The organism is Capnocytophaga cynodegmi DSM 19736, from assembly GCF_000379185.1.
GTDB lineage: Bacteria > Bacteroidota > Bacteroidia > Flavobacteriales > Flavobacteriaceae > Capnocytophaga > Capnocytophaga cynodegmi.
Map to the genome: position 1 here is coordinate 17,531 of NZ_KB900739.1, position 17,898 is coordinate 35,428.

At 34.7% G+C, this 17,898-nt stretch carries 14 protein-coding genes and 1 tRNA gene; 12 read left to right on the forward strand and 3 right to left on the reverse strand.

Annotated elements, in window-relative coordinates:
* Positions 1-139: 139 nt before the first annotated feature.
* The 3 genes from sppA (at position 140) to YW9_RS0111815 (ending at position 3,144) form a co-directional block, all read left to right on the forward strand.
* Positions 140-1,906: a signal peptide peptidase SppA gene (gene sppA, locus YW9_RS0111805; RefSeq protein ID WP_018280378.1), complete on the forward strand. Its 1,767-nt coding sequence runs from the start codon at positions 140-142 to the stop codon at positions 1,904-1,906.
* 94 nt (positions 1,907-2,000) lie between these two features.
* Positions 2,001-2,198 (forward strand): hypothetical protein, encoded by a 198-nt coding sequence (locus YW9_RS0111810; protein ID WP_018280379.1) that lies wholly within the window; start codon positions 2,001-2,003, stop codon positions 2,196-2,198.
* A gap of 130 nt (positions 2,199-2,328) precedes the next feature.
* Positions 2,329-3,144, forward strand: a complete 816-nt coding sequence (locus tag YW9_RS0111815) for a TrmH family RNA methyltransferase (protein WP_018280380.1) — start codon at positions 2,329-2,331, stop codon at positions 3,142-3,144.
* Between the two features lie 18 nt (positions 3,145-3,162).
* Here YW9_RS0111815 and YW9_RS13390 read toward each other — a convergent pair whose 3' ends face one another.
* A complete protein-coding gene (locus tag YW9_RS13390) occupies positions 3,163-4,221 on the reverse strand; it encodes a pseudouridine synthase (RefSeq protein ID WP_018280381.1) in 1,059 nt (352 codons plus the stop codon).
* Between the two features lie 181 nt (positions 4,222-4,402).
* Complete coding sequence (locus YW9_RS0111825; RefSeq protein WP_018280382.1) at positions 4,403-6,892, reverse strand: zinc-dependent metalloprotease; 2,490 nt, start codon at positions 6,890-6,892, stop codon at positions 4,403-4,405.
* Positions 6,893-7,022: 130 nt separating this feature from the next.
* On the opposite strand from YW9_RS0111825, the gene hisS reads away from it, so the two are divergent.
* A complete protein-coding gene (hisS, locus tag YW9_RS0111830; RefSeq protein WP_018280383.1) occupies positions 7,023-8,399 on the forward strand; it encodes a histidine--tRNA ligase in 1,377 nt (458 codons plus the stop codon).
* Positions 8,400-8,449: 50 nt separating this feature from the next.
* Here the strand turns inward: hisS and YW9_RS0111835 are convergent, their stop codons facing one another.
* Positions 8,450-11,179 (reverse strand): VPS10 domain-containing protein, encoded by a 2,730-nt coding sequence (locus tag YW9_RS0111835; RefSeq protein ID WP_018280384.1) that lies wholly within the window; start codon positions 11,177-11,179, stop codon positions 8,450-8,452.
* Between the two features lie 160 nt (positions 11,180-11,339).
* On the opposite strand from YW9_RS0111835, the gene YW9_RS0111840 reads away from it, so the two are divergent.
* From YW9_RS0111840 to YW9_RS0111875, 8 genes are all read left to right on the forward strand, one after another.
* Positions 11,340-11,411, forward strand: a tRNA-Arg gene (locus YW9_RS0111840).
* A 155-nt stretch (positions 11,412-11,566) separates the two neighbouring features.
* Complete coding sequence (locus YW9_RS0111845) at positions 11,567-12,769, forward strand: HU domain-containing protein (protein ID WP_018280385.1); 1,203 nt, start codon at positions 11,567-11,569, stop codon at positions 12,767-12,769.
* A 5-nt stretch (positions 12,770-12,774) separates the two neighbouring features.
* Positions 12,775-13,299: an acyl-CoA thioesterase gene (locus tag YW9_RS0111850; RefSeq protein ID WP_018280386.1), complete on the forward strand. Its 525-nt coding sequence runs from the start codon at positions 12,775-12,777 to the stop codon at positions 13,297-13,299.
* A 91-nt stretch (positions 13,300-13,390) separates the two neighbouring features.
* Positions 13,391-14,050: a metal-dependent transcriptional regulator gene (locus tag YW9_RS0111855; protein ID WP_018280387.1), complete on the forward strand. Its 660-nt coding sequence runs from the start codon at positions 13,391-13,393 to the stop codon at positions 14,048-14,050.
* 25 nt (positions 14,051-14,075) lie between these two features.
* On the forward strand, positions 14,076-14,813 hold the full coding sequence (locus YW9_RS0111860) for a DUF3298 and DUF4163 domain-containing protein (RefSeq protein WP_018280388.1): 738 nt from the start codon (positions 14,076-14,078) through the stop codon (positions 14,811-14,813).
* 110 nt (positions 14,814-14,923) lie between these two features.
* Positions 14,924-15,628 (forward strand): phosphoadenylyl-sulfate reductase, encoded by a 705-nt coding sequence (locus YW9_RS0111865; protein WP_018280389.1) that lies wholly within the window; start codon positions 14,924-14,926, stop codon positions 15,626-15,628.
* 24 nt (positions 15,629-15,652) lie between these two features.
* On the forward strand, positions 15,653-16,690 hold the full coding sequence (locus tag YW9_RS0111870; RefSeq protein ID WP_026194018.1) for a hypothetical protein: 1,038 nt from the start codon (positions 15,653-15,655) through the stop codon (positions 16,688-16,690).
* 430 nt (positions 16,691-17,120) lie between these two features.
* Positions 17,121-17,801: a DUF6261 family protein gene (locus YW9_RS0111875; protein WP_026194019.1), complete on the forward strand. Its 681-nt coding sequence runs from the start codon at positions 17,121-17,123 to the stop codon at positions 17,799-17,801.
* Positions 17,802-17,898 lie beyond the last annotated feature (97 nt).

The window sequence follows — 17,898 nt, forward strand, 5'->3', positions numbered from 1 at the left end:
TTTTTGGTAGCCTTCTTTTTTATAAGTAAAAGAATTTTATTTCTAAGTTGAAAAATGTAAAAAATTATAAAAAATACTATATTTGCCGACTATTAAGTTTCAACAAATTAATATTGATATAAGAATTTATTTTGAAGTTATGAATTTTCTAAAAAATGTATTGGCAGCCATTTTAGGTTTTTTTATATCCATTGGGATATTTTTTATATTCTTTTTGATTTTCATCTCAATGATGGTTTCTTCCTTAGGAACAACCGATACGAATGTAATCGTAGAAAGCAATTCTGTTTTGGAGTTGGACTTTAAAACACCTTTGAAAGATTATGGAGAACGAGTTCATATTGAAGATATTGATTACACCATAGAAGAATTCAACGGGTTAAATTCTATTTTACAAGCTATAGAACACGCTAAAACAGATGACAGAATAGAAGGAATAACTATTAAAAGCACTGGGAATTTGGGAGGACTTGTATTCGCACAGGAGCTGCGTAGAGCTTTACAAGATTTCAAAACCTCAGGAAAGTTTGTTTTGGCTTACAACGAGGAGATTCCACAAACTGATTATTATCTTCAAACAGTAGCTGATAGCATTTTTTTAAATCCACTTGGGTATTTGAATTTCAGAGGATTATCATCAGAAGTGTTGTTTTTTAAAGATATTCAGGAAAAAACAGGGGTGACGATGGAAGTAATCCGTCACGGAAAATACAAAAGTGCCGTAGAGCCTTTTCTTGATAATAAAATGAGTGAAGAAAATCGCTTACAAATTACGGAGTTACTCAATTCAATGTGGAATGTTATTGTGGAAGATATTTCGGAAGATAGAAAAATTTCAGTTGAAAAACTTAATGAAATAGCAAATAATTTGGAGGCAAGAACTCCCAAATTGGCAAAGGATAATAATTTGATTGATGGTGTGATTTTCAAAGATGAATTTGAACAGATTTTGTGTGAGAAAACAGAGTCTTCACAAATTAATGAGGTGAATTTTATCAATATTGAAGAATATGCTGAAAATGTGGTAAATAAGGCCACTTTGAAAAAGCAAAAGGATAAAATTGCGGTAATCTATGCTGAGGGTGAAATCGTGTACGGAATGGGACAACCTGGAATTATTGGAAATGAAACTATTACGGAATCACTGCGAAAAGCCACTGAGGATGAAAATGTTAAAGCTATTGTATTACGAGTGAATTCCCCTGGTGGAAGTGCATTAGCTTCAGAGTTGATTCACAGAGAGATAGAACTTGCTAAAAAGCATAAAAAAGTATATGTTTCAATGGCAAATTATGCAGCCTCAGGGGGGTACTATATTGCTTGTAATGCCAACAGAATATTTGCTGAAGAAGGTACAATTACGGGTTCTATCGGAGTTTTTGGGGCTTATCCTAATGTGAACAAACTGGCAGAAAAATGGGGGATTAATGCAGAGCAAGTTACAACACATTCTAACTCATTGGAATATAGTTTGTTTGAAAAGCCAACAGAAAGTTTTATTAAAGAAGCTAAGGAATCAGTAGAAAATATTTATGATGTATTTCTTGATAGAGTTGCCAACGGACGCAATATGTCTGTAGAACAAGTAAATAACATTGCTCAAGGGCGTGTGTGGAGCGGAAGAGAGGCCTTACAAAATGGTTTAATAGATGAAATTGGAACGTTAAATGATGTTCTATCTTTCGTTTCGAAAGAAAATGCTTTGGGAAGTTATGATGTAGAGTCATATCCAATTTATAAAACAAACCTCAAGGAGATTTTTCAGAAATATCCAATCTCTTTAAAAGCTACTACTTTACAGGAAGAAATGGGAAAAGAAGCTTATAAAGTGTACCAAAAAGTAAAAAATCTCTCTGAACAAGAAGGAATTCAAGCCCGAATGTGGTTTAATGTTAATTTAGATTGATTCTATGTATTAACTAAAAATTAACTATTCTTTATCATATTCTTTCGTTTTTATTTTCTATCTTTGCTATAGAGAAACTAAAAGGAATATTATTATGAAAAGACCTATGATTGAGTACACTAAAACAATTTTATCAAAGGTAAGTTTTGACCCAGGACTATTTCGTAAGGAACTCAATAAAGCAATGGATAGGTTATTGCCTTACGAGGTAGAGGAGTTGAAAGTTTGGTTAGATACTTATACCAAAAATAAGCCAGAGTTAATAGAATGTGTGGCTTACATAGAAAAATAAATAGTATTGATTTTATTCATAACTTGATGAGAACGGTAGTGTTGAAGCTACCGTTTTTTTATGCTCATTCTAAAAATAAAATTATGAAATATCTTTTTTTGTAAATTTGCAATTCGATTTTTGATAGAAAATGAAAGAAATTACAAGTATTCAGAATCCGTTTATTAAACAATTAATTCTACTTAGAGAAAAGTCTCGAAACAGAAAAAAAGAAGGAGTTTTTATCGTTGAAGGTGAACGTGAGATAAAATTGGCAATTCAAGGGAATTATATTTTTGAAACTATATTATTTCAAAAAGAAATTTTTTCTCAAGATAAGGTAAAACTCTTATTATCAAAGGTAAATAAAGAAGCTCAAATTATTTCTATTTCAAAGGAAGTATATGAAAAATTAACTTATCGTTCATCTACTGAAGGGGTTATCGCCGTTGTGAAAACTAAATCTCATTCATTGGAAGATATTGAATTTAAGAAAGATACTCCACTTATTTTGGTAGCAGAAGCTCCTGAAAAGCCAGGCAATATAGGAGCATTGTTACGTACTGCTGATGCAGCTGGTGTTGATATTGTTCTGATAGCCAATCCAAAAACAGATTTGTACAATCCTAATATTATTCGTTCGAGTGTTGGGTGTGTTTTCACTATTTCTGTGGGAATGGGTAGTACCACTGAAATTATTTCTTTTCTGAAAGAGAGAGATGTAAAAATATTTTGTGCAGCTCTTTCAGCTTCAAAACCTTATACGGAAGTGTCTTTCAAGGAGGCTTCGGCAATTGTAGTAGGAACTGAAGATGAAGGTCTTACAGACGAGTGGCTTCAAAATTCAAATCAAAATATTATTATTCCAATGGAAGGTGTAATCGACTCAATGAATGTGTCGGTTGCTGCTGCAGTTCTGATTTTTGAGGCAAAGAGACAACGTGGAGATAATAAAAAGAGTTGCTAATCAGCAACTCTTTTTAATTTACTTTATATTTTTCAAGTTTATAATTTCCTGCTGGGTAAGCCTTCTCCAATGTCCGCGAGGTAAATCTTTTTTTGTTAATCCAGCAAAAACAACCCTATCCAGTTTTTCAACATTGTAGCCTAAATGTTCAAAAATACGACGAACGATACGATTTCTCCCACTATGAATTTTTATTCCAACTTCATTTTTGGGCTTATCATTAACATAACTGATTTCGTCAACTTGAATAAATCCATCTTCCAGCTCAATTCCTTCTTCAATTTTTATAAAATCTTTATAATCAAGTTTTCTGTCAAGTACAACGTGATATATTTTTCTAACTCCGTGAGTTGGGTGTGTCAATTTCTTTGCCAATTCTCCATCGTTAGTAAGAAGCAAAAGCCCTGTTGTGGGTCTGTCCAAACGCCCCACAGGCAGAATACGAGCCGTTGTAGCATTGGCAACCAAGTCCATCACTGTTTTTCGTCCTTTTTCATCATTTGTAGTGGTAATGAATCCTTTAGGCTTATTCAACAAGATGTATTCTTTCTTTTCTGAAGTAATAACCTTTCCATCAAACTTCACAACATCTGTAGGTTTTACACGATATCCCAAAGTTGTCATTACTTCCCCGTTTACTTCAACATTTCCTGAAGAAATGTAAATGTCAGCATTTCTTCGAGAGCAAATTCCTGCATCTGCGATGAATTTATTTAATCGAATCTCTGTATTTATAGGTTTTGGAGCTTCGTTTTTAGTATTATGGGTGTAATTTTTCTTTACAAAAGGCTTTTTATAATCGTTATTCTTTTTAAAATTAGGATTATACGTTTTTTTTCGTCCAGAATCTTCTTTAAAGTTTGGATTATATGTCTTTTTGTAAGAATTCGTTTCAGATTTTTCCGAAAAACGATTGTTTGTATTTTTCTTAAAAGTGTTTGATTTTGGTTTTTTATCAGAATTTTCAGCTGAATTGCTATTGTATTCTTTTTTAAAATTGGTTGAATACGTTTTTTTCTTGTAATTGTTACGTTGTGTGTTTGAATTTTCTCTGTTGGAATAATTTCTATTTTCCATAATTTTCTCTTCTATTATAATATTTTGGAAATTGATGTTTTAAGCAAATGTTTCTAAAGGGTGCAAATATACCATTTTGAAATGAGAAAAAGTTACTTTCGGAAAGAAAAAAATAAAAAAAGGAATTATCAATCCAATTTTTTAGAGATTAATAATTCCTTTTGAAAAAAATAAAAAGATTTTATTTCGTTTCAAATAGCTTGTCGATACGATCAACGATGTCTTTCAGGTGGTTTTGGGTCATAGCATCTGCAGAAGAAGTTGAACGAGCCATTGTTCGGATTTGTGAAAGTTCGGCACGAACAGCCGCTTTAATGTCCGAGGTGTGAGCATTAGCACTCGTTCCTTTAAAATACGGACTTGGTGGAGCAGGAGGCAATGCTTTGGTTTCGAGCAATATTTTTCCTAAAATTTCAACGTGTGAACGTTGTAAGTTTCTGCGGTAAGCATCAATTTTTGCTCCTGTTGTAAGTTCTGTCCATACGCCTTTTCGGATGTCACTCATCAATTCGGTAATTTTGTATGCTTTCTCTCCATTAAGAGCTTCATTTTCAATTACTCTGTGCAATCGTGCGATGTCTAGCAAATGTGATAAACCAATAGCTTGTGTATTTTTAATACGTTCCAATGTTCCTGCATATTCAATACGTTTGATGATGGCATTATCAATGAGCCAAGATGGCGTTTTAAATATCTCTTTATTAAGGAATTGAACGGCTCTTTTTTGAATGTCTTTCGGAACATAAACATACACTTCACCCGATTGGTCAGCGGTTTTGTAATATTCGTAAACACCTCCAACGTTAGCCGAAACGTGTCCGATATAAAGACGATATTGCCCTAAAACCTGACCGTAAAGGCTTTTTAAATCCTCATAAGTTTCTCCTTCTTTGGTTGTCCATTTTATCAAATTTGGTACAATACGTTTAAGGTTAGCAATTCCGTAGGCACTTGCTTTCATCGCATCGTCTCCCAAATCTTCCGATTGTGAACTTGGGTCAACAATGTGTCCTGCCTGTTGATGTCCAAAGCGGTAGAGAGGGTCGCCCGAGTGTTTTAAAATCCACTGATTTAGCGTTTCTTTCTCTTCTTCTGCAGATTTATCCAAAATAGGACGATATCCCCAAGCGATGGCATATTTGTCATAAATTCCGATTTCAGGCATTAAAGCTACACCTTTATCCTCAGGTTGAGCGATGTAGTTAAATCGGGCATAATCCATAATGGAAGGAGCTGTTCCGTGTTTTTTGGTGAAAGAAGCCGAACGTAATGAATCTACAGGATAAGCGTGGCTGCTTCCCATATTATGAGGCAATCCGAGAGTGTGACCCACTTCGTGTGAAGATACAAATCGAATCAAACGTCCCATAATTTCGGTTTTAAATTCCGGTTTTTGAGCATCAGGATTGATGGCTGCCGTTTGTACAAAAAACCAATTGCGAAGCAAGGTCATAACATTGTGATACCAATTGATATTGGCATTTAGAATTTCACCTGTGCGTGGGTCGCTAATGTGTGGGCCATTGGCATTTGGTATGGGAGACGCCAAGTAACGCACCACCGAGTATCGCATATCGTCAGGATCCCAATCAGGGTCTTCTTCTTTTGTTGGCGGGTCTTTCGCGATGATGGCATTTTTGAATCCCGCAGCTTCAAAGGCTTTTTGCCAATCTTCAATACCTTGTTTTATGTACGGAGCCCACTCTTTGGGTGTAGCTCGGTCGATGTAATAAACGATAGGTTTTTTAGGTTCAACAAGTTCGCCACGTTTGAATTTTTCGATGTCTTCATCTTTTACTTCTAATCGCCATCTGTCAAGATAAGTTACTGATTTTGTTCTTTGTACAGGAAGTCCGTAATCGGTTTGGCTAGTCGTGAACCAACCTACACGCTCATCGAAATACCTACGTTTCATAGGATTTTCAGGAAGTAAAATCATTGAATTGTTGATTTCCACAGTGATAATTCCCGCAATGCGACTGGTATAAGCAGGTGGCTCAGAAGCGTTGTATGTTTTTATACTACGCACTTCAATATTTTTTGGGAATGTTTTTATTCGTTCAATAAAACTTCGTTTAGTGTCTATTCCACCAATTTTGTATTGTTTTCGGTAATGTTCTGATAATCCGAAAGGTTTGGTATCTCTTTCAAAAAGCTCATTGACTTCAATCACAGATGAAATGCTGTCTTTTCCTCGTGTTTTAATATCGAAACTGGCTAAAATAGGTTCGACGTTCGAGTTGATAACTGCCTCATAAATAGGCAAACTATCATTAGCAATGATGCTGTGTGAGACCATTCTCACTAATATTCTTTTATCTTTCTTTTCCCATCGAATTACTTGATTGTTAGCCTCTTCTCCTCCAAAACCGATGCCTGTTGCCGTTTTGGAAATACGAGTAACCATTAGCATTTCTTTCCCTAAAATCGAATCGGGAATCTGATAAAAATACTTGTCGTTCACCTTATGAATGGTAAACAACCCCTGTGTAGTTTTTGCCGTTTTTGGGATAATTGCATCAAATCCCTTAGGTTTGGCAGCTTCGGCTTTTTTCTTTGCCTCAGCCTCAATTTGGGCTTTTTTCTTCTTACTTTTGAAAAGCTGTGCATTTGCTTCATTTACAGAGAGTAATAAAAGCAATGCCGAAAAGTATAATGTTAATTTACGCATAAATAATATGTTTGGTTGTATAAAATGAATTTTTTCAAATCTGGGCAAAAGTAATGAAAAATTAACCAATTCGGGGTGATTCAAATTAAATTCTTACCTTTGCTCTCTGTTTTTTTTAAATAGAAAGTTTATGGCAGTACAAAAAACCAGTTTACCTAAAGGAACGAGGGATTTTTCCCCAGCAGAATTGGCAAAACGCAATTATATTACAGATAAAATACGAACCGAATTTATCAAATTTGGATTTCAACCTATTGAAACTCCGAGTTTTGAGAATTATGAAACCCTAATGGGGAAATACGGAGAAGAAGGTGACCGACTGATTTTCAAAATACTGAATTCTGGAAATTTTGCCGAGAAGGTAAATTCAACCGATTGGGAAACAAAAAACGTAAGTAAACTCACTCCACAAATCTGTGAAAAAGCGTTGCGTTATGACCTTACTGTGCCTTTTGCTCGGTATGTGGTTCAGCATCAGAATGATATTACATTTCCGTTCAAACGTTTTCAAATTCAGCCTGTTTGGCGAGCCGATCGTCCGCAAAAAGGACGTTTTCGTGAATTTTACCAATGCGATGCCGATGTGGTGGGAAGCAATAGCCTTTGGCAAGAGGTAGAATTCGTACAATTGTATGATGCCGTTTTTACTTCATTGAATTTGAAAGGAGTAACCATAAAAATCAACAACCGAAAAATATTGAGTGGTTTTGCGGAGGTTATTGGCGAAAGCGAAAAGCTGATTGATTTTACAGTGGCTTTGGATAAATTGGACAAAATTGGGCAAGAAGGTGTTGTAAAAGAAATGCTTTCCAAAGGGATTTCCAATCAGGCAATTGAAAAAATAAGTCCAATTTTTGGTCTTCGAGGTACTTTTTCTGAAAAAATAAATCTTCTGAAAGAAATTCTAAAAGACTCTGAAACAGGCAAAAAAGGCATTGAAGAGTTGGAATTCATCGAAAAAGCCATAACACATTTGTCGCTACAAACTGCTATTTTGGATTTGGACGTAACCCTTGCTCGAGGGCTGAATTACTACACAGGAGCTATTTTTGAAGTAGCTGCTCCTGAGGGAGTTGCAATGGGTTCGATAGGTGGGGGCGGACGATATGATGAGCTCACCAGTATTTTCGGACTTAAAGGTATCAGCGGCGTGGGAATTTCCTTTGGGTTAGACCGAATTTGTTTGGTTATGGAGGAATTAAATCTGTTTCCGCAAGAAATTGGAGATACTTTGGACGTTTTGTGCATCAATTTTGGAGAAAAAGAAGCCTTACAAAGTCTAAAACTGATTCAAAAATTGCGTTCTTTGGGTAAAAAAGTAGAATTGTATCCTGAATCGGCAAAAATGAAAAAACAAATGGCATATGCCGACAAACGAAATATTCCTTTTGTGGTTTTGATTGGTGAATCGGAATGCGAAAAGGAAAGTTTCATTCTGAAAAATATGAAAACTGGAGAGCAAAAAGAATATTTGATAACACAAGTGGAAAAAGAAATTTTCCAATAAAAAGAAAAAAGGCAAGATTAAAAGTTTGATTAATCTTGCCTTTGTGCTTCTTAGTAAATTTCAAGTTCTCTTTCCTCTTCAAAACCATCTCCAATATTGAAAACTACTTTGTATTTTCCTTTTGGTAGGTAGTATTTTTTATCGACAGAAGCGGTTAAAATCAATCTTTGTATGCTTTTTTCATACATCAATTTTCCCACATCAGAAATGGTTAAATCGTAAGGTATGTAATTGAATCCCTTGTTGGTTTTGTAAGTGAAAGATTGTAAAGTTACTTTCCCTTTCACTATTTTAACATTTACAGATAAGTTTTCTTTAGCAGCAAACCCATAAAAATGAATTTCAGGAGAGTTCGTTTTTTTCCATTCATTCCAAGTGTTTCCCCAAAGAGGTGAATGTTCAACACGAATTTTTTCTTGTAATGGGTAAAAATCTTGTGCTATGATTGCGGCACGAAGGTCTTGTAAAATATCAACAGAAGTTCTGTAAATTCCACTTCCTTCAGTAGAAACAATCATTTCTCCATTGTTTTCATTTATAAAAATATCTAGAATTCCCGTTTCAGGTAAATTTTTAGAGAAAGGTTGCCAACTTTCACCTAAATTGAATGAAACATAAAGTCCGTTATCCGTACCAACGTATAAAATTTGCTCATTTTTAGGGTCTTCCTTAATGACATTGATTCTGCTTTCGGGCAAATCGGAACGAATTTCAGTCCAATTTTTTCCCAAATCATTACTCAAGAAGATAAAAGGTTCGCGATTATTGTTATCAGTGCTTTTGAGAGTGGCAATTACTCGGTTTCGATTGTGTTTTGATGCTATTAAATTATTTACGTTTAATGGTTTAGGAAATGCGTTGTAAATCATTTGCCAAGATACACCTCCGTTGTTTGAAATGTGAATCATTCCATCATCACTTCCTGTGTAAATTAAACCAAAAAGAAAAGGAGATTCCGCTATGGAAGAAATTGTTCCATAGGTTTTGTTTCCTTTTTTATCACCATTTGTCAAATCTTCGGATATGGTGCGCCAATTCTTTCCCTTATCCATTGAGATGTGTAATTTATTACTTCCTGCATATAAAATATCATTATTTTGAGGAGAAACAAATAGAGGAGCTTTTTTACCAAATCGTAAAGGAGCTTTGTTTTCTGAAAAATACATTGAACCTAACGAGGTTAATGAATTTTTTTCATTGTTGAAGTCGTAAAAACTACCATTTTCACTTCCTACGTATAATTTATTTCCTGAAATAATTTGTGACTGAGGCAGAATTTTGTTCCATTGTGAGTTGGTTTTCATTAAAATACCTTGTTCTCCTGCCAGATAAAAAGTATTTTTATGCTTATCGTACACAATTTTCTCGAAAGATGCTGACTGAGGGACATTTTTGTAAGACCAATTTTTACCATTATCGTATGAAATTGAGAAACCATTTTTGGTTGTAGCGAAAAGAGTATTCATTTGATAATGAATTTTATAAAATCCGTTTTGAAGAGAAATGGAACATTTATTCCTCCAAGATTTTCCACCATCAATTGATTCTAAAAGTGGAAAACCTCCTATAAAAATATGATTTTTATTTGCAGGATTAATTGTAATATTCGCAAAATCATTACCATTTTGATAAAAAGTATCATTTAAGGGAGTAGAATTTGTTTTATTCCAAGATGTTCCACCATCATTACTTACATACACTTCAGCTCCTATAACTTCTTGATGTTTAGCTCCTAAGAAAGAAAGAAGTTTAGCAGGAGAAGTGATGTCTGCTGAAATCATATTTTTCAGATTTGTAGCTGTATATTTTTCGTTCAAACCTATGTTATGCAAGAAAGCATTGAGTTGATTGTCATCTAAATTTAGAAAATCAGACTTGCTCATAGACTCAAAATCTTGACCAGATAGATGGATTTTAGTGGTTTTATCAACACTTTTTGAAGCAGTACTTCTTGTTTTTACAGAACGATTGTCCACAACAGCATAAATAGTGTTTTGGTCAAAAACAGCCAATCCAATTTTGCCTACGAAATTTCCGTTCAAAAATCCATTGGATTGCGTGATTTTATTCCAAGTTTCTCCTCCATTATTACTTTTATAAATACAGCTTAGATTTCCATAAGGTTTTGATTCCCAGTAAGAATCTTCAGAATGCCAAACAGAAGCAAAAAGCGTATTCCCATTATTTGTTTCCTTAATTTGCCAAACACCAGCACGTGTGCCAATGAAAAGCTTATGTTGCCACGTTTTTCCTCCATCATTAGTTTTGAAAATTCCTCTTTTTTCATCAGCATTGTATTGATTTCCAAGTACTCCTACTATAACTTCTTCTGTGTTTTTAGGATTGATTGTGATGGAACTGATATTTTGTGAAGAGGCTAACCCTTTGAATTCCCAGCTTTTACCTTTATCCAGAGACGCAAATATTCCGTAAGGTGTCCCTGCCCAAATTACTCCTGTTTTCCAATCTACGGCTAAAGCACTAACCTGTTGCGTAGATTGATTTTCAAAAATAAATTCAAAAGTTTCCCCTCCATTTTGGCTATACCAAAGTCCACCAGAATCTGGAGCAATAACCACTTCGTTAACATTGTATTTATTTACGCTAAAGGTGTTGATTTTGTTACCAATATTAGTGACGGGAATTCTCTCAAAGGGAGTTTCTCTCACCCACGATTTTTCTTTTAATTCTTCTTTTTGACGAATTGAAAGAGGAAGTGTTTCTTGTGCATAAATGGTAAGAAAAAATATCGTAAATAGTACTGAAAAAAGATACTTCATAATATTGAAAATAAATTAATAAAAGAGTTAAAAAGATTGAGATATAATGTGTTTCACGCCAATTTGCAAAGGTAAGGAAAATATATTTATTGAAAAGTTCAAGAAATCTTAAAACTTTCAAAAAAAAAGATTATTTTTGTCCCTCAAATTCAGAAATAGAGGCCTCGTAGTTCAACGGATAGAATAGAAGTTTCCTAAACTTTTGATCCAAGTTCGATTCTTGGCGAGGTCACAAAAGGGTATAAATTTTTTGCCTAAAAATCTCTGATTTAGCTATTTAAATCTCAAATTAAAAATAAATTTGTTGGAGATAAAAAAAATATATATCTTTGACTCTCCATATGATTATGGAGTTTTGATTTGTAGTAACATAAAATTTATGTAGTTATGAAAGAACTTAACGAATATGTTGAAGAGCTACTTTATAAGCATCAATGTGTTATAATACCAAAGTTTGGAGCGTTTATCTCAAACAGAAAGTCCGCAAGAATGTTTGAGGATAAGACTTTTGTTCCACCAAAACGTGAGCTAACTTTTAATGCAAGTTTGCACTCGAACGATGGGTTGTTAATTAAACACGTTTCTGAGAATTCAGGAATTGACTATAATCTCGTTGAAGATTATGTCAATACAACTGTTGAAGGCTGGAAAAAGATTTTACAAAAAGGGGAAACTCTCACACTTAATAATATTGGAGTTTTGAAACAGACTCCAGAAGGAAGGCTCTCTTTTGAGGTTTTTGAAGATGTCAATTATCTTACGGATTCCTTTGGAATGTCAGCTTTTGTTCCTCACGAAATTGCTGAGGTAGAGGAAGTTATTAGGCCTGTTGAGAAACAAGTTACTCCAACATTAGACTTACCTATTGAAAAAGAGGTGAAAACAGAGAATGCTTTTGTGAATCGTCAGCGAAGAGAAGAACCAAAAAGGAATAAGAAACGTCCGTTTTTGGCATATACAGCAATAGCAGTTGTAGGCTTGGCTCTTCTTGCTTTTGCAGCAGTTAAACTTTTTGGAGAAGACATTGTTACAGATAATATTAATAATGAGGTAGTTATTTCTGAAAGTCAGATAGAGCAGCAAGTGCAACAAAAGTTAAGTGAGGCTACTTTCACAATTCCTTTGTCTTTACCTACAATTTCACTAAATGCAGTGAAAGTTAAGGAGTTGTCAAAATCAAAGGCTGAAGCAAAACAAGAAATAGAAAATCCTCAAAAAACAGAAGTTGTTACGCCTGAAGTTAAGGAAGTTAAAAAAGAGGTTGTTGTATCGAAAGAAGTTCCTGCAAAAGAATCTAAGAAAGAGGTAATTTCTTCAACTACAAAAGCGACGTCTTCTACAAAAAATAAAAAGTTCCAAGTTATTGCGGGTGCTTTCAAAGAGGAAAAAAATGCACGAACAAGAGTGGAACAGCTTAAAAAATTAGGATACAAAAATGCTTCTGTGATAGGAAAGAATGCAAAAGGTCTTTATCAAGTGAGCTATGCTGGATTTGATAATATGGCAGAGGCAGAGGCTTTGAAAAAGGAAGTAAAAGAAGCAAAAGACCAGAAAAAATTAGACGGAGGTTGGATTTTAGTTAATCCATAGTTGATATGCAGAAAAAAACACCCTCCGAGTCACGTACGATTTTAACAGATTTAGTGTTAACTGGTGAGACCAATCATCTCCATAATATGTTTGGAGGTGAGCTTTTGGCTCGTATGGATAGAGCTGCTAGTATTGCGGCTCAGAGGCACTCTCATCACCCAACGGTGACTGCTTCTGTAAATCACGTAGCGTTCAATCACAGTATTCCATTGGGAAGTATTGTGACGGTAGAGGCTTCAATTTCAAGAGCTTTTTCTACTTCTATGGAAGTTTTTTTAGACGTTTGGGTGGAGGATCCAGTAACAGGAGAAAGGATCAAAGCGAATGAAGCAATTTACACCTTTGTTGCTGTTGATGAAAATAGACGACCAGTGAAAGTTCCTGAAATTCAGCCAGAAACGGAGCTTGAGAAAGTACGTTATGAAGGAGCTTTACGCAGAAGACAGTTGAGCTTGGTAATTGCAGGAAAAATGAAGCCGCACGATGCTACTGAGCTAAAGGCTTTGTTCATTGAATTGGAAAACGAATAGATTACGTTAATAAGGGAGTCCGTCCGTGTGGTTTTTATCTCTTGATAGACAACATATGGACGGCTTTTTTGTTTACATAAACACATAATAAATGACTTTATCTGAAGAAAATTACCTGAAAACAATTTTTCATCTTTTTAATGAAGCAGAAGAAGAGGTGAATACCAATGCTATTGCAGAGGCAATGAACACGAAGGCTTCTTCTGTTACAGATATGCTTAAAAAGTTATCTGATAAGAAATTGATTAATTATGTTAAGTATCAAGGGGTTACGCTAACTTCTTTAGGCAGAAAAAAAGCGATTTCAATTGTTAGGAAACATCGTTTGTGGGAAGTTTTCTTGGTGGAAAAACTAAATTTTTCTTGGGACGAAGTACACGAAATTGCTGAAGAATTGGAGCATATAGAATCTGAAAAACTCATCGAAAGACTAGATGCTTTCTTAGGATTTCCTGAAACGGATCCTCACGGAGACCCAATCCCAAACAGAGAGGGAGTTTTTGAAAAAACAATCAAGATTTTACTTAGCGAATTTGAGGAGAATGAAACAGGCATTTGTGTTGCTGTGAAAAATACATCAAAGGAATTTTTACTTTATTTGAATAAAGTTTCAATTGCTTTGGGAGACGAAATAACCATTCTAAGTAAAGAGAAATTTGATAATTCGATGGTTGTTTTAGTTAATAATAAGGAAGTTACACTTTCATCAATGGTTTGCAGAAATATTTATGCTCAGAAGATAGCTCCTTGATAAATTTTATTAAAATAATAATGTTATGAGAAAACTTTTACTTGTTTTTCTTTTGATTTTTGTTGTGGCTTGTTCCGACAAACCTAAATTTACTGAAAAAATAATTGAAAAAAGTGAAGAAAATTGTGAAGATGATTGTTCTTCAATAAATTTGAATTATTTGATTTGTAAAAGACCCAATAAGTTTGCGGAAAACTTTAACAGAGAAATTGAGTCACAAGTTGTGAACTTTTTGTTGAGTAACCAGATTGATTCGCTAAGAAATATTGAGATGACCATCGATGAAAGCTTAGAAGCCTTTGTGAAGGACTACGATAATCTGCATCAGCATTTTCCAAATATTTCTGCTTATGAGCTGATTTTAAACGATAGTATTTCTTTCCAGAATGAAAAAATGCTTTCGTTGGTTTCAAATCGGTATTCGTATGTGGGTGGGGCCCACGGAATTTCATCAAAAATATTTTTAAACTTTGATATTTCCAACGGAGAGATAATAGAAAAAGAGGAATTATTCACAAACTTTTCGGAAGTACTCAAAATAGCCGAAAATTACTTCAAGAAAGAACAAAATATCTTGGCAGACAGCCTTAATGAGAAGGGATTTTGGTTTGAAGATGATAAATTTCACTTTCCTGAAAATGTCGGAATTGTGGGCGAACATTTAGTGTTGTATTACAACCCTTATGAAATTGCTCCTTATGTTGAGGGAGTTTTTGAGGTGAAAATTCCCATCAAGGAAATAAAAGAATATCTGAAATATTAAAAAAAGTATTCTGAAGGAAAATTAATTGTTTGGAACTTTGTATCTCATAGGTTTCAAACAATTTTTTATTTGAAAAATAATCAGTATTTTTGCTCTCTAAAAAATTTAAAATGAGTAAGCAAACAGAATTACTTCAACAGCAACTTTTAGGGAAAAATGAGATAGAATCTTTACAATTTTTGGCTTCCTATTTCCCTGATGAAGTCGTTTTTTCTACTAGCTTCGGAATGGAAGACCAAGTAATCACCCATCTGATACGAAACAACCATATTCCAATAAAAATCTTTACACTCGATACAGGGCGAATGTTTCCCGAGACGTATGCCACGTGGGACAAAACCGATATGAGCTATCAAACCACCACAATTCCGTATTATCCTGATGCGGCATCTATTGAAAGTTACGTGAAAGCACACGGCATCAATGCGTTTTACAATTCTCCCGAACTACGGAAAGAATGCTGCCATATTCGGAAGGTTGAACCTTTAAAAAGGGCTTTGGCAGGAAATAAAGTATGGATTACAGGGCTTCGAGCAGAGCAATCTCCTAATCGGGAACAAATGCTACAGGTGGAATGGGACGAAGGTAACCAGATTATTAAATTCCACCCGATTTTACATTGGAAAACCACTGAAGTTCTGGATTTTTTACGCACCAACGGAGTGCCGTACAATCCGCTACACGATAAAGGTTTCATAAGTATTGGCTGTCAGCCTTGTACACGAGCCGTTAAAGAAGGAGAAGACTTCCGTGCGGGTCGCTGGTGGTGGGAAGATAAAAGTAAAAAAGAGTGCGGATTGCATTCCACAAAGTAAATCAGTAAACGTCAGTGCAAAAAAATGATGAGAAAGTTTATTTCACTATTACTACTTCTCCCTTTGGTGGGTTGTCAATTTTTTGAAAAGAAAAACGCCTCGCAGAAAAGCGACAAGCCAGAAGTTGTCACAGATACAACCCTTAAGAATGAAGAGAGCAATTCTTCCAAAATAGTAAAATACGTCATCGACCGACAGGGAACTTGGTTCAAAGAAAAGCCCGAAGAAAGTTCCAAAAACCAAAATGCGATGCAATATGGCTATAGGATTGAAATCGAGGGTGAACAGGGCGACTATTACAAAGCAATGAATTACGAAACAGGGAATTATGCCTACGTACTGAAGAGCAAAGTAGGAGATTTGAGCCAAATTTCACTCATTGCTTCCGATTTGGATAAAATTTCACTTATCCAGAAAGGAGAACAACACGAACCTATTTTCTATGAAGAGGCCATTGCTTTAGATACGCTCATTAGCTTTGAATTGATTGATAAATCTTTGTATGAAAAAGCAAAGAAATCGGCGGTTGATTTTCTTTTGCGAGATACGCTATCAATCGTGAAGAAGAACAATGTAATTACGCTTCCGTGCTTGGATTCCATAGTGACTTTTAAGGATATTAACCCTAATTCGGACTTGGATAATCAGCAGGTGTATGAATATAAAGGGCAAATTGAGTTTATGAATCAGTTTGTAGTTTCGGGCAGCTATTGGGAGGCTTACGATTATAAATGGATTGATAAAAAGACAGGAAAGGAAATTTCTTTTTCGGATTTTCCTTATATCTCTCCCGATAAGAAGCACATAATTTCCGTATATACAAATCCGTACGATGATATTGTAGAATTAAGTCTGTACACTATTGATGATAATTTACAAGTCAAGGAAATTCTTTTGGCACATTTTACAAACTGGATGGCGTATAATCACGAAGAGGATTCTATTTTTTGGAGTAGTGATGGATATTTCTACATTCCGATAAATCATAGGGTTAAGTTTTGGAATGAAAGTGGCAATTTTAACGAGAAATGTCAGTATATAAGAATTAAAATCCGAAAGTAATTCTCTTTTTTGTTCTTTTACTGGCAGAGAATTAGTAACTTTGCAAGTGGTTTGTTAGAAATTATTTGAAGCGAGTTTTCTGCAAATTTTTAATGAAAAAAAAGTGTTATTGATTTTTATCGAGCATATTTTTATCTGGTAGAAAGCTCACAGGAAGAAAACGAGAAACTTTTTACTCGCCAGAAGGCTAAAAATAATAAAGAAATGGGCTTTTTACTCAGTGAAAAATCAAAATCTGTAGAGAAATGAATTTTCTACTGAGTGAAAAGTATAAAATCTGTAATTTGGTTAATTTTTTACTGAATTATTTGTGTGAAAGAATGTATTGATAAGCAAAACTTCTGAGAAAATCTTTCTTGAAGATAAAAAGGGAAAATTATTGATGCTAAATACATAAAAAAACAAAGTAGTAATCCAAAAAATAATAATTATGATTAAAAGAACTAATTTATCCCCACTTCGTTTGATGGCTTTTGCCCAAACGATGAAGAATGTGAAAACATTTTTGGAAAATGAATCTGACCTTTCTGGTTTAGGGCTTTCGGGAGTGAAAACAGAATTCGACGATGCTTTCGATGCTTTGGAAAATGCAATGAAGCCCGTACGAAAAAATGAACATACCAAAACATTGGCTGAATTGGACTCGGAACGCGATGCGATTTTCACAGGGCTGAAACAATACGCTCTTTCATTTTTGAATTTCCCTGATGAGGCAAAAAGGAAGTCAGCACAGCGTATCGAAGCTATTTTTGAGTCTTACGGAAAGGATGTCACCAAACGAGCCTATCGCGATGCAACAGCGATTATCCGCAACTTGCTTTCGGACTTTGAAAAATCGGAAAATCAATCCCACGTCACTGCTCTTGGCATCACACAATGGGTAGCACCGCTCAAAGAAGCTAACGAACAATTCGATGTATTGCACAGCAACCGAACGATGGAGCAATCTAAAAAAGAATTAGGCAAAACGCAGGAAGCTCGTGACGTGATGCAAGGAATGTTCGACAAACTCGGAAAAGCTATCTCGGCAATGGCATTCGTTAACGGAGAAGAAAAGTATCGAAACTTAGCCAATGCCATTAATGAGGAAGTAAAACGAGCGTTGTTGTAGTAGTGCAATACGGATTTTATTTTTCATATAGGCAACTTGCAAAGTGTTTTTCAAGTTGCAAAAAGTTTTATGTGTCTTCTTCTGATGTTTTTCATTA

What these genes read in the sequence shown, in the direction of transcription:
- sppA (WP_018280378.1), top strand. Translation starts at nt 140, where the DNA reads ATGAATTTTCTAAAAAATGTATTGGCAGCCATTTTAGGTTTTTTTATA.
- YW9_RS0111810 (WP_018280379.1), top strand. Translation starts at nt 2,001, where the DNA reads ATGAAAAGACCTATGATTGAGTACACTAAAACAATTTTATCAAAGGTA.
- YW9_RS0111815 (WP_018280380.1), top strand. Translation starts at nt 2,329, where the DNA reads ATGAAAGAAATTACAAGTATTCAGAATCCGTTTATTAAACAATTAATT.
- YW9_RS13390 (WP_018280381.1), bottom strand. Translation starts at nt 4,221, where the DNA reads ATGGAAAATAGAAATTATTCCAACAGAGAAAATTCAAACACACAACGT.
- YW9_RS0111825 (WP_018280382.1), bottom strand. Translation starts at nt 6,892, where the DNA reads ATGCGTAAATTAACATTATACTTTTCGGCATTGCTTTTATTACTCTCT.
- hisS (WP_018280383.1), top strand. Translation starts at nt 7,023, where the DNA reads ATGGCAGTACAAAAAACCAGTTTACCTAAAGGAACGAGGGATTTTTCC.
- YW9_RS0111835 (WP_018280384.1), bottom strand. Translation starts at nt 11,179, where the DNA reads ATGAAGTATCTTTTTTCAGTACTATTTACGATATTTTTTCTTACCATT.
- YW9_RS0111845 (WP_018280385.1), top strand. Translation starts at nt 11,567, where the DNA reads ATGAAAGAACTTAACGAATATGTTGAAGAGCTACTTTATAAGCATCAA.
- YW9_RS0111850 (WP_018280386.1), top strand. Translation starts at nt 12,775, where the DNA reads ATGCAGAAAAAAACACCCTCCGAGTCACGTACGATTTTAACAGATTTA.
- YW9_RS0111855 (WP_018280387.1), top strand. Translation starts at nt 13,391, where the DNA reads ATGACTTTATCTGAAGAAAATTACCTGAAAACAATTTTTCATCTTTTT.
- YW9_RS0111860 (WP_018280388.1), top strand. Translation starts at nt 14,076, where the DNA reads ATGAGAAAACTTTTACTTGTTTTTCTTTTGATTTTTGTTGTGGCTTGT.
- YW9_RS0111865 (WP_018280389.1), top strand. Translation starts at nt 14,924, where the DNA reads ATGAGTAAGCAAACAGAATTACTTCAACAGCAACTTTTAGGGAAAAAT.
- YW9_RS0111870 (WP_026194018.1), top strand. Translation starts at nt 15,653, where the DNA reads ATGATGAGAAAGTTTATTTCACTATTACTACTTCTCCCTTTGGTGGGT.
- YW9_RS0111875 (WP_026194019.1), top strand. Translation starts at nt 17,121, where the DNA reads ATGATTAAAAGAACTAATTTATCCCCACTTCGTTTGATGGCTTTTGCC.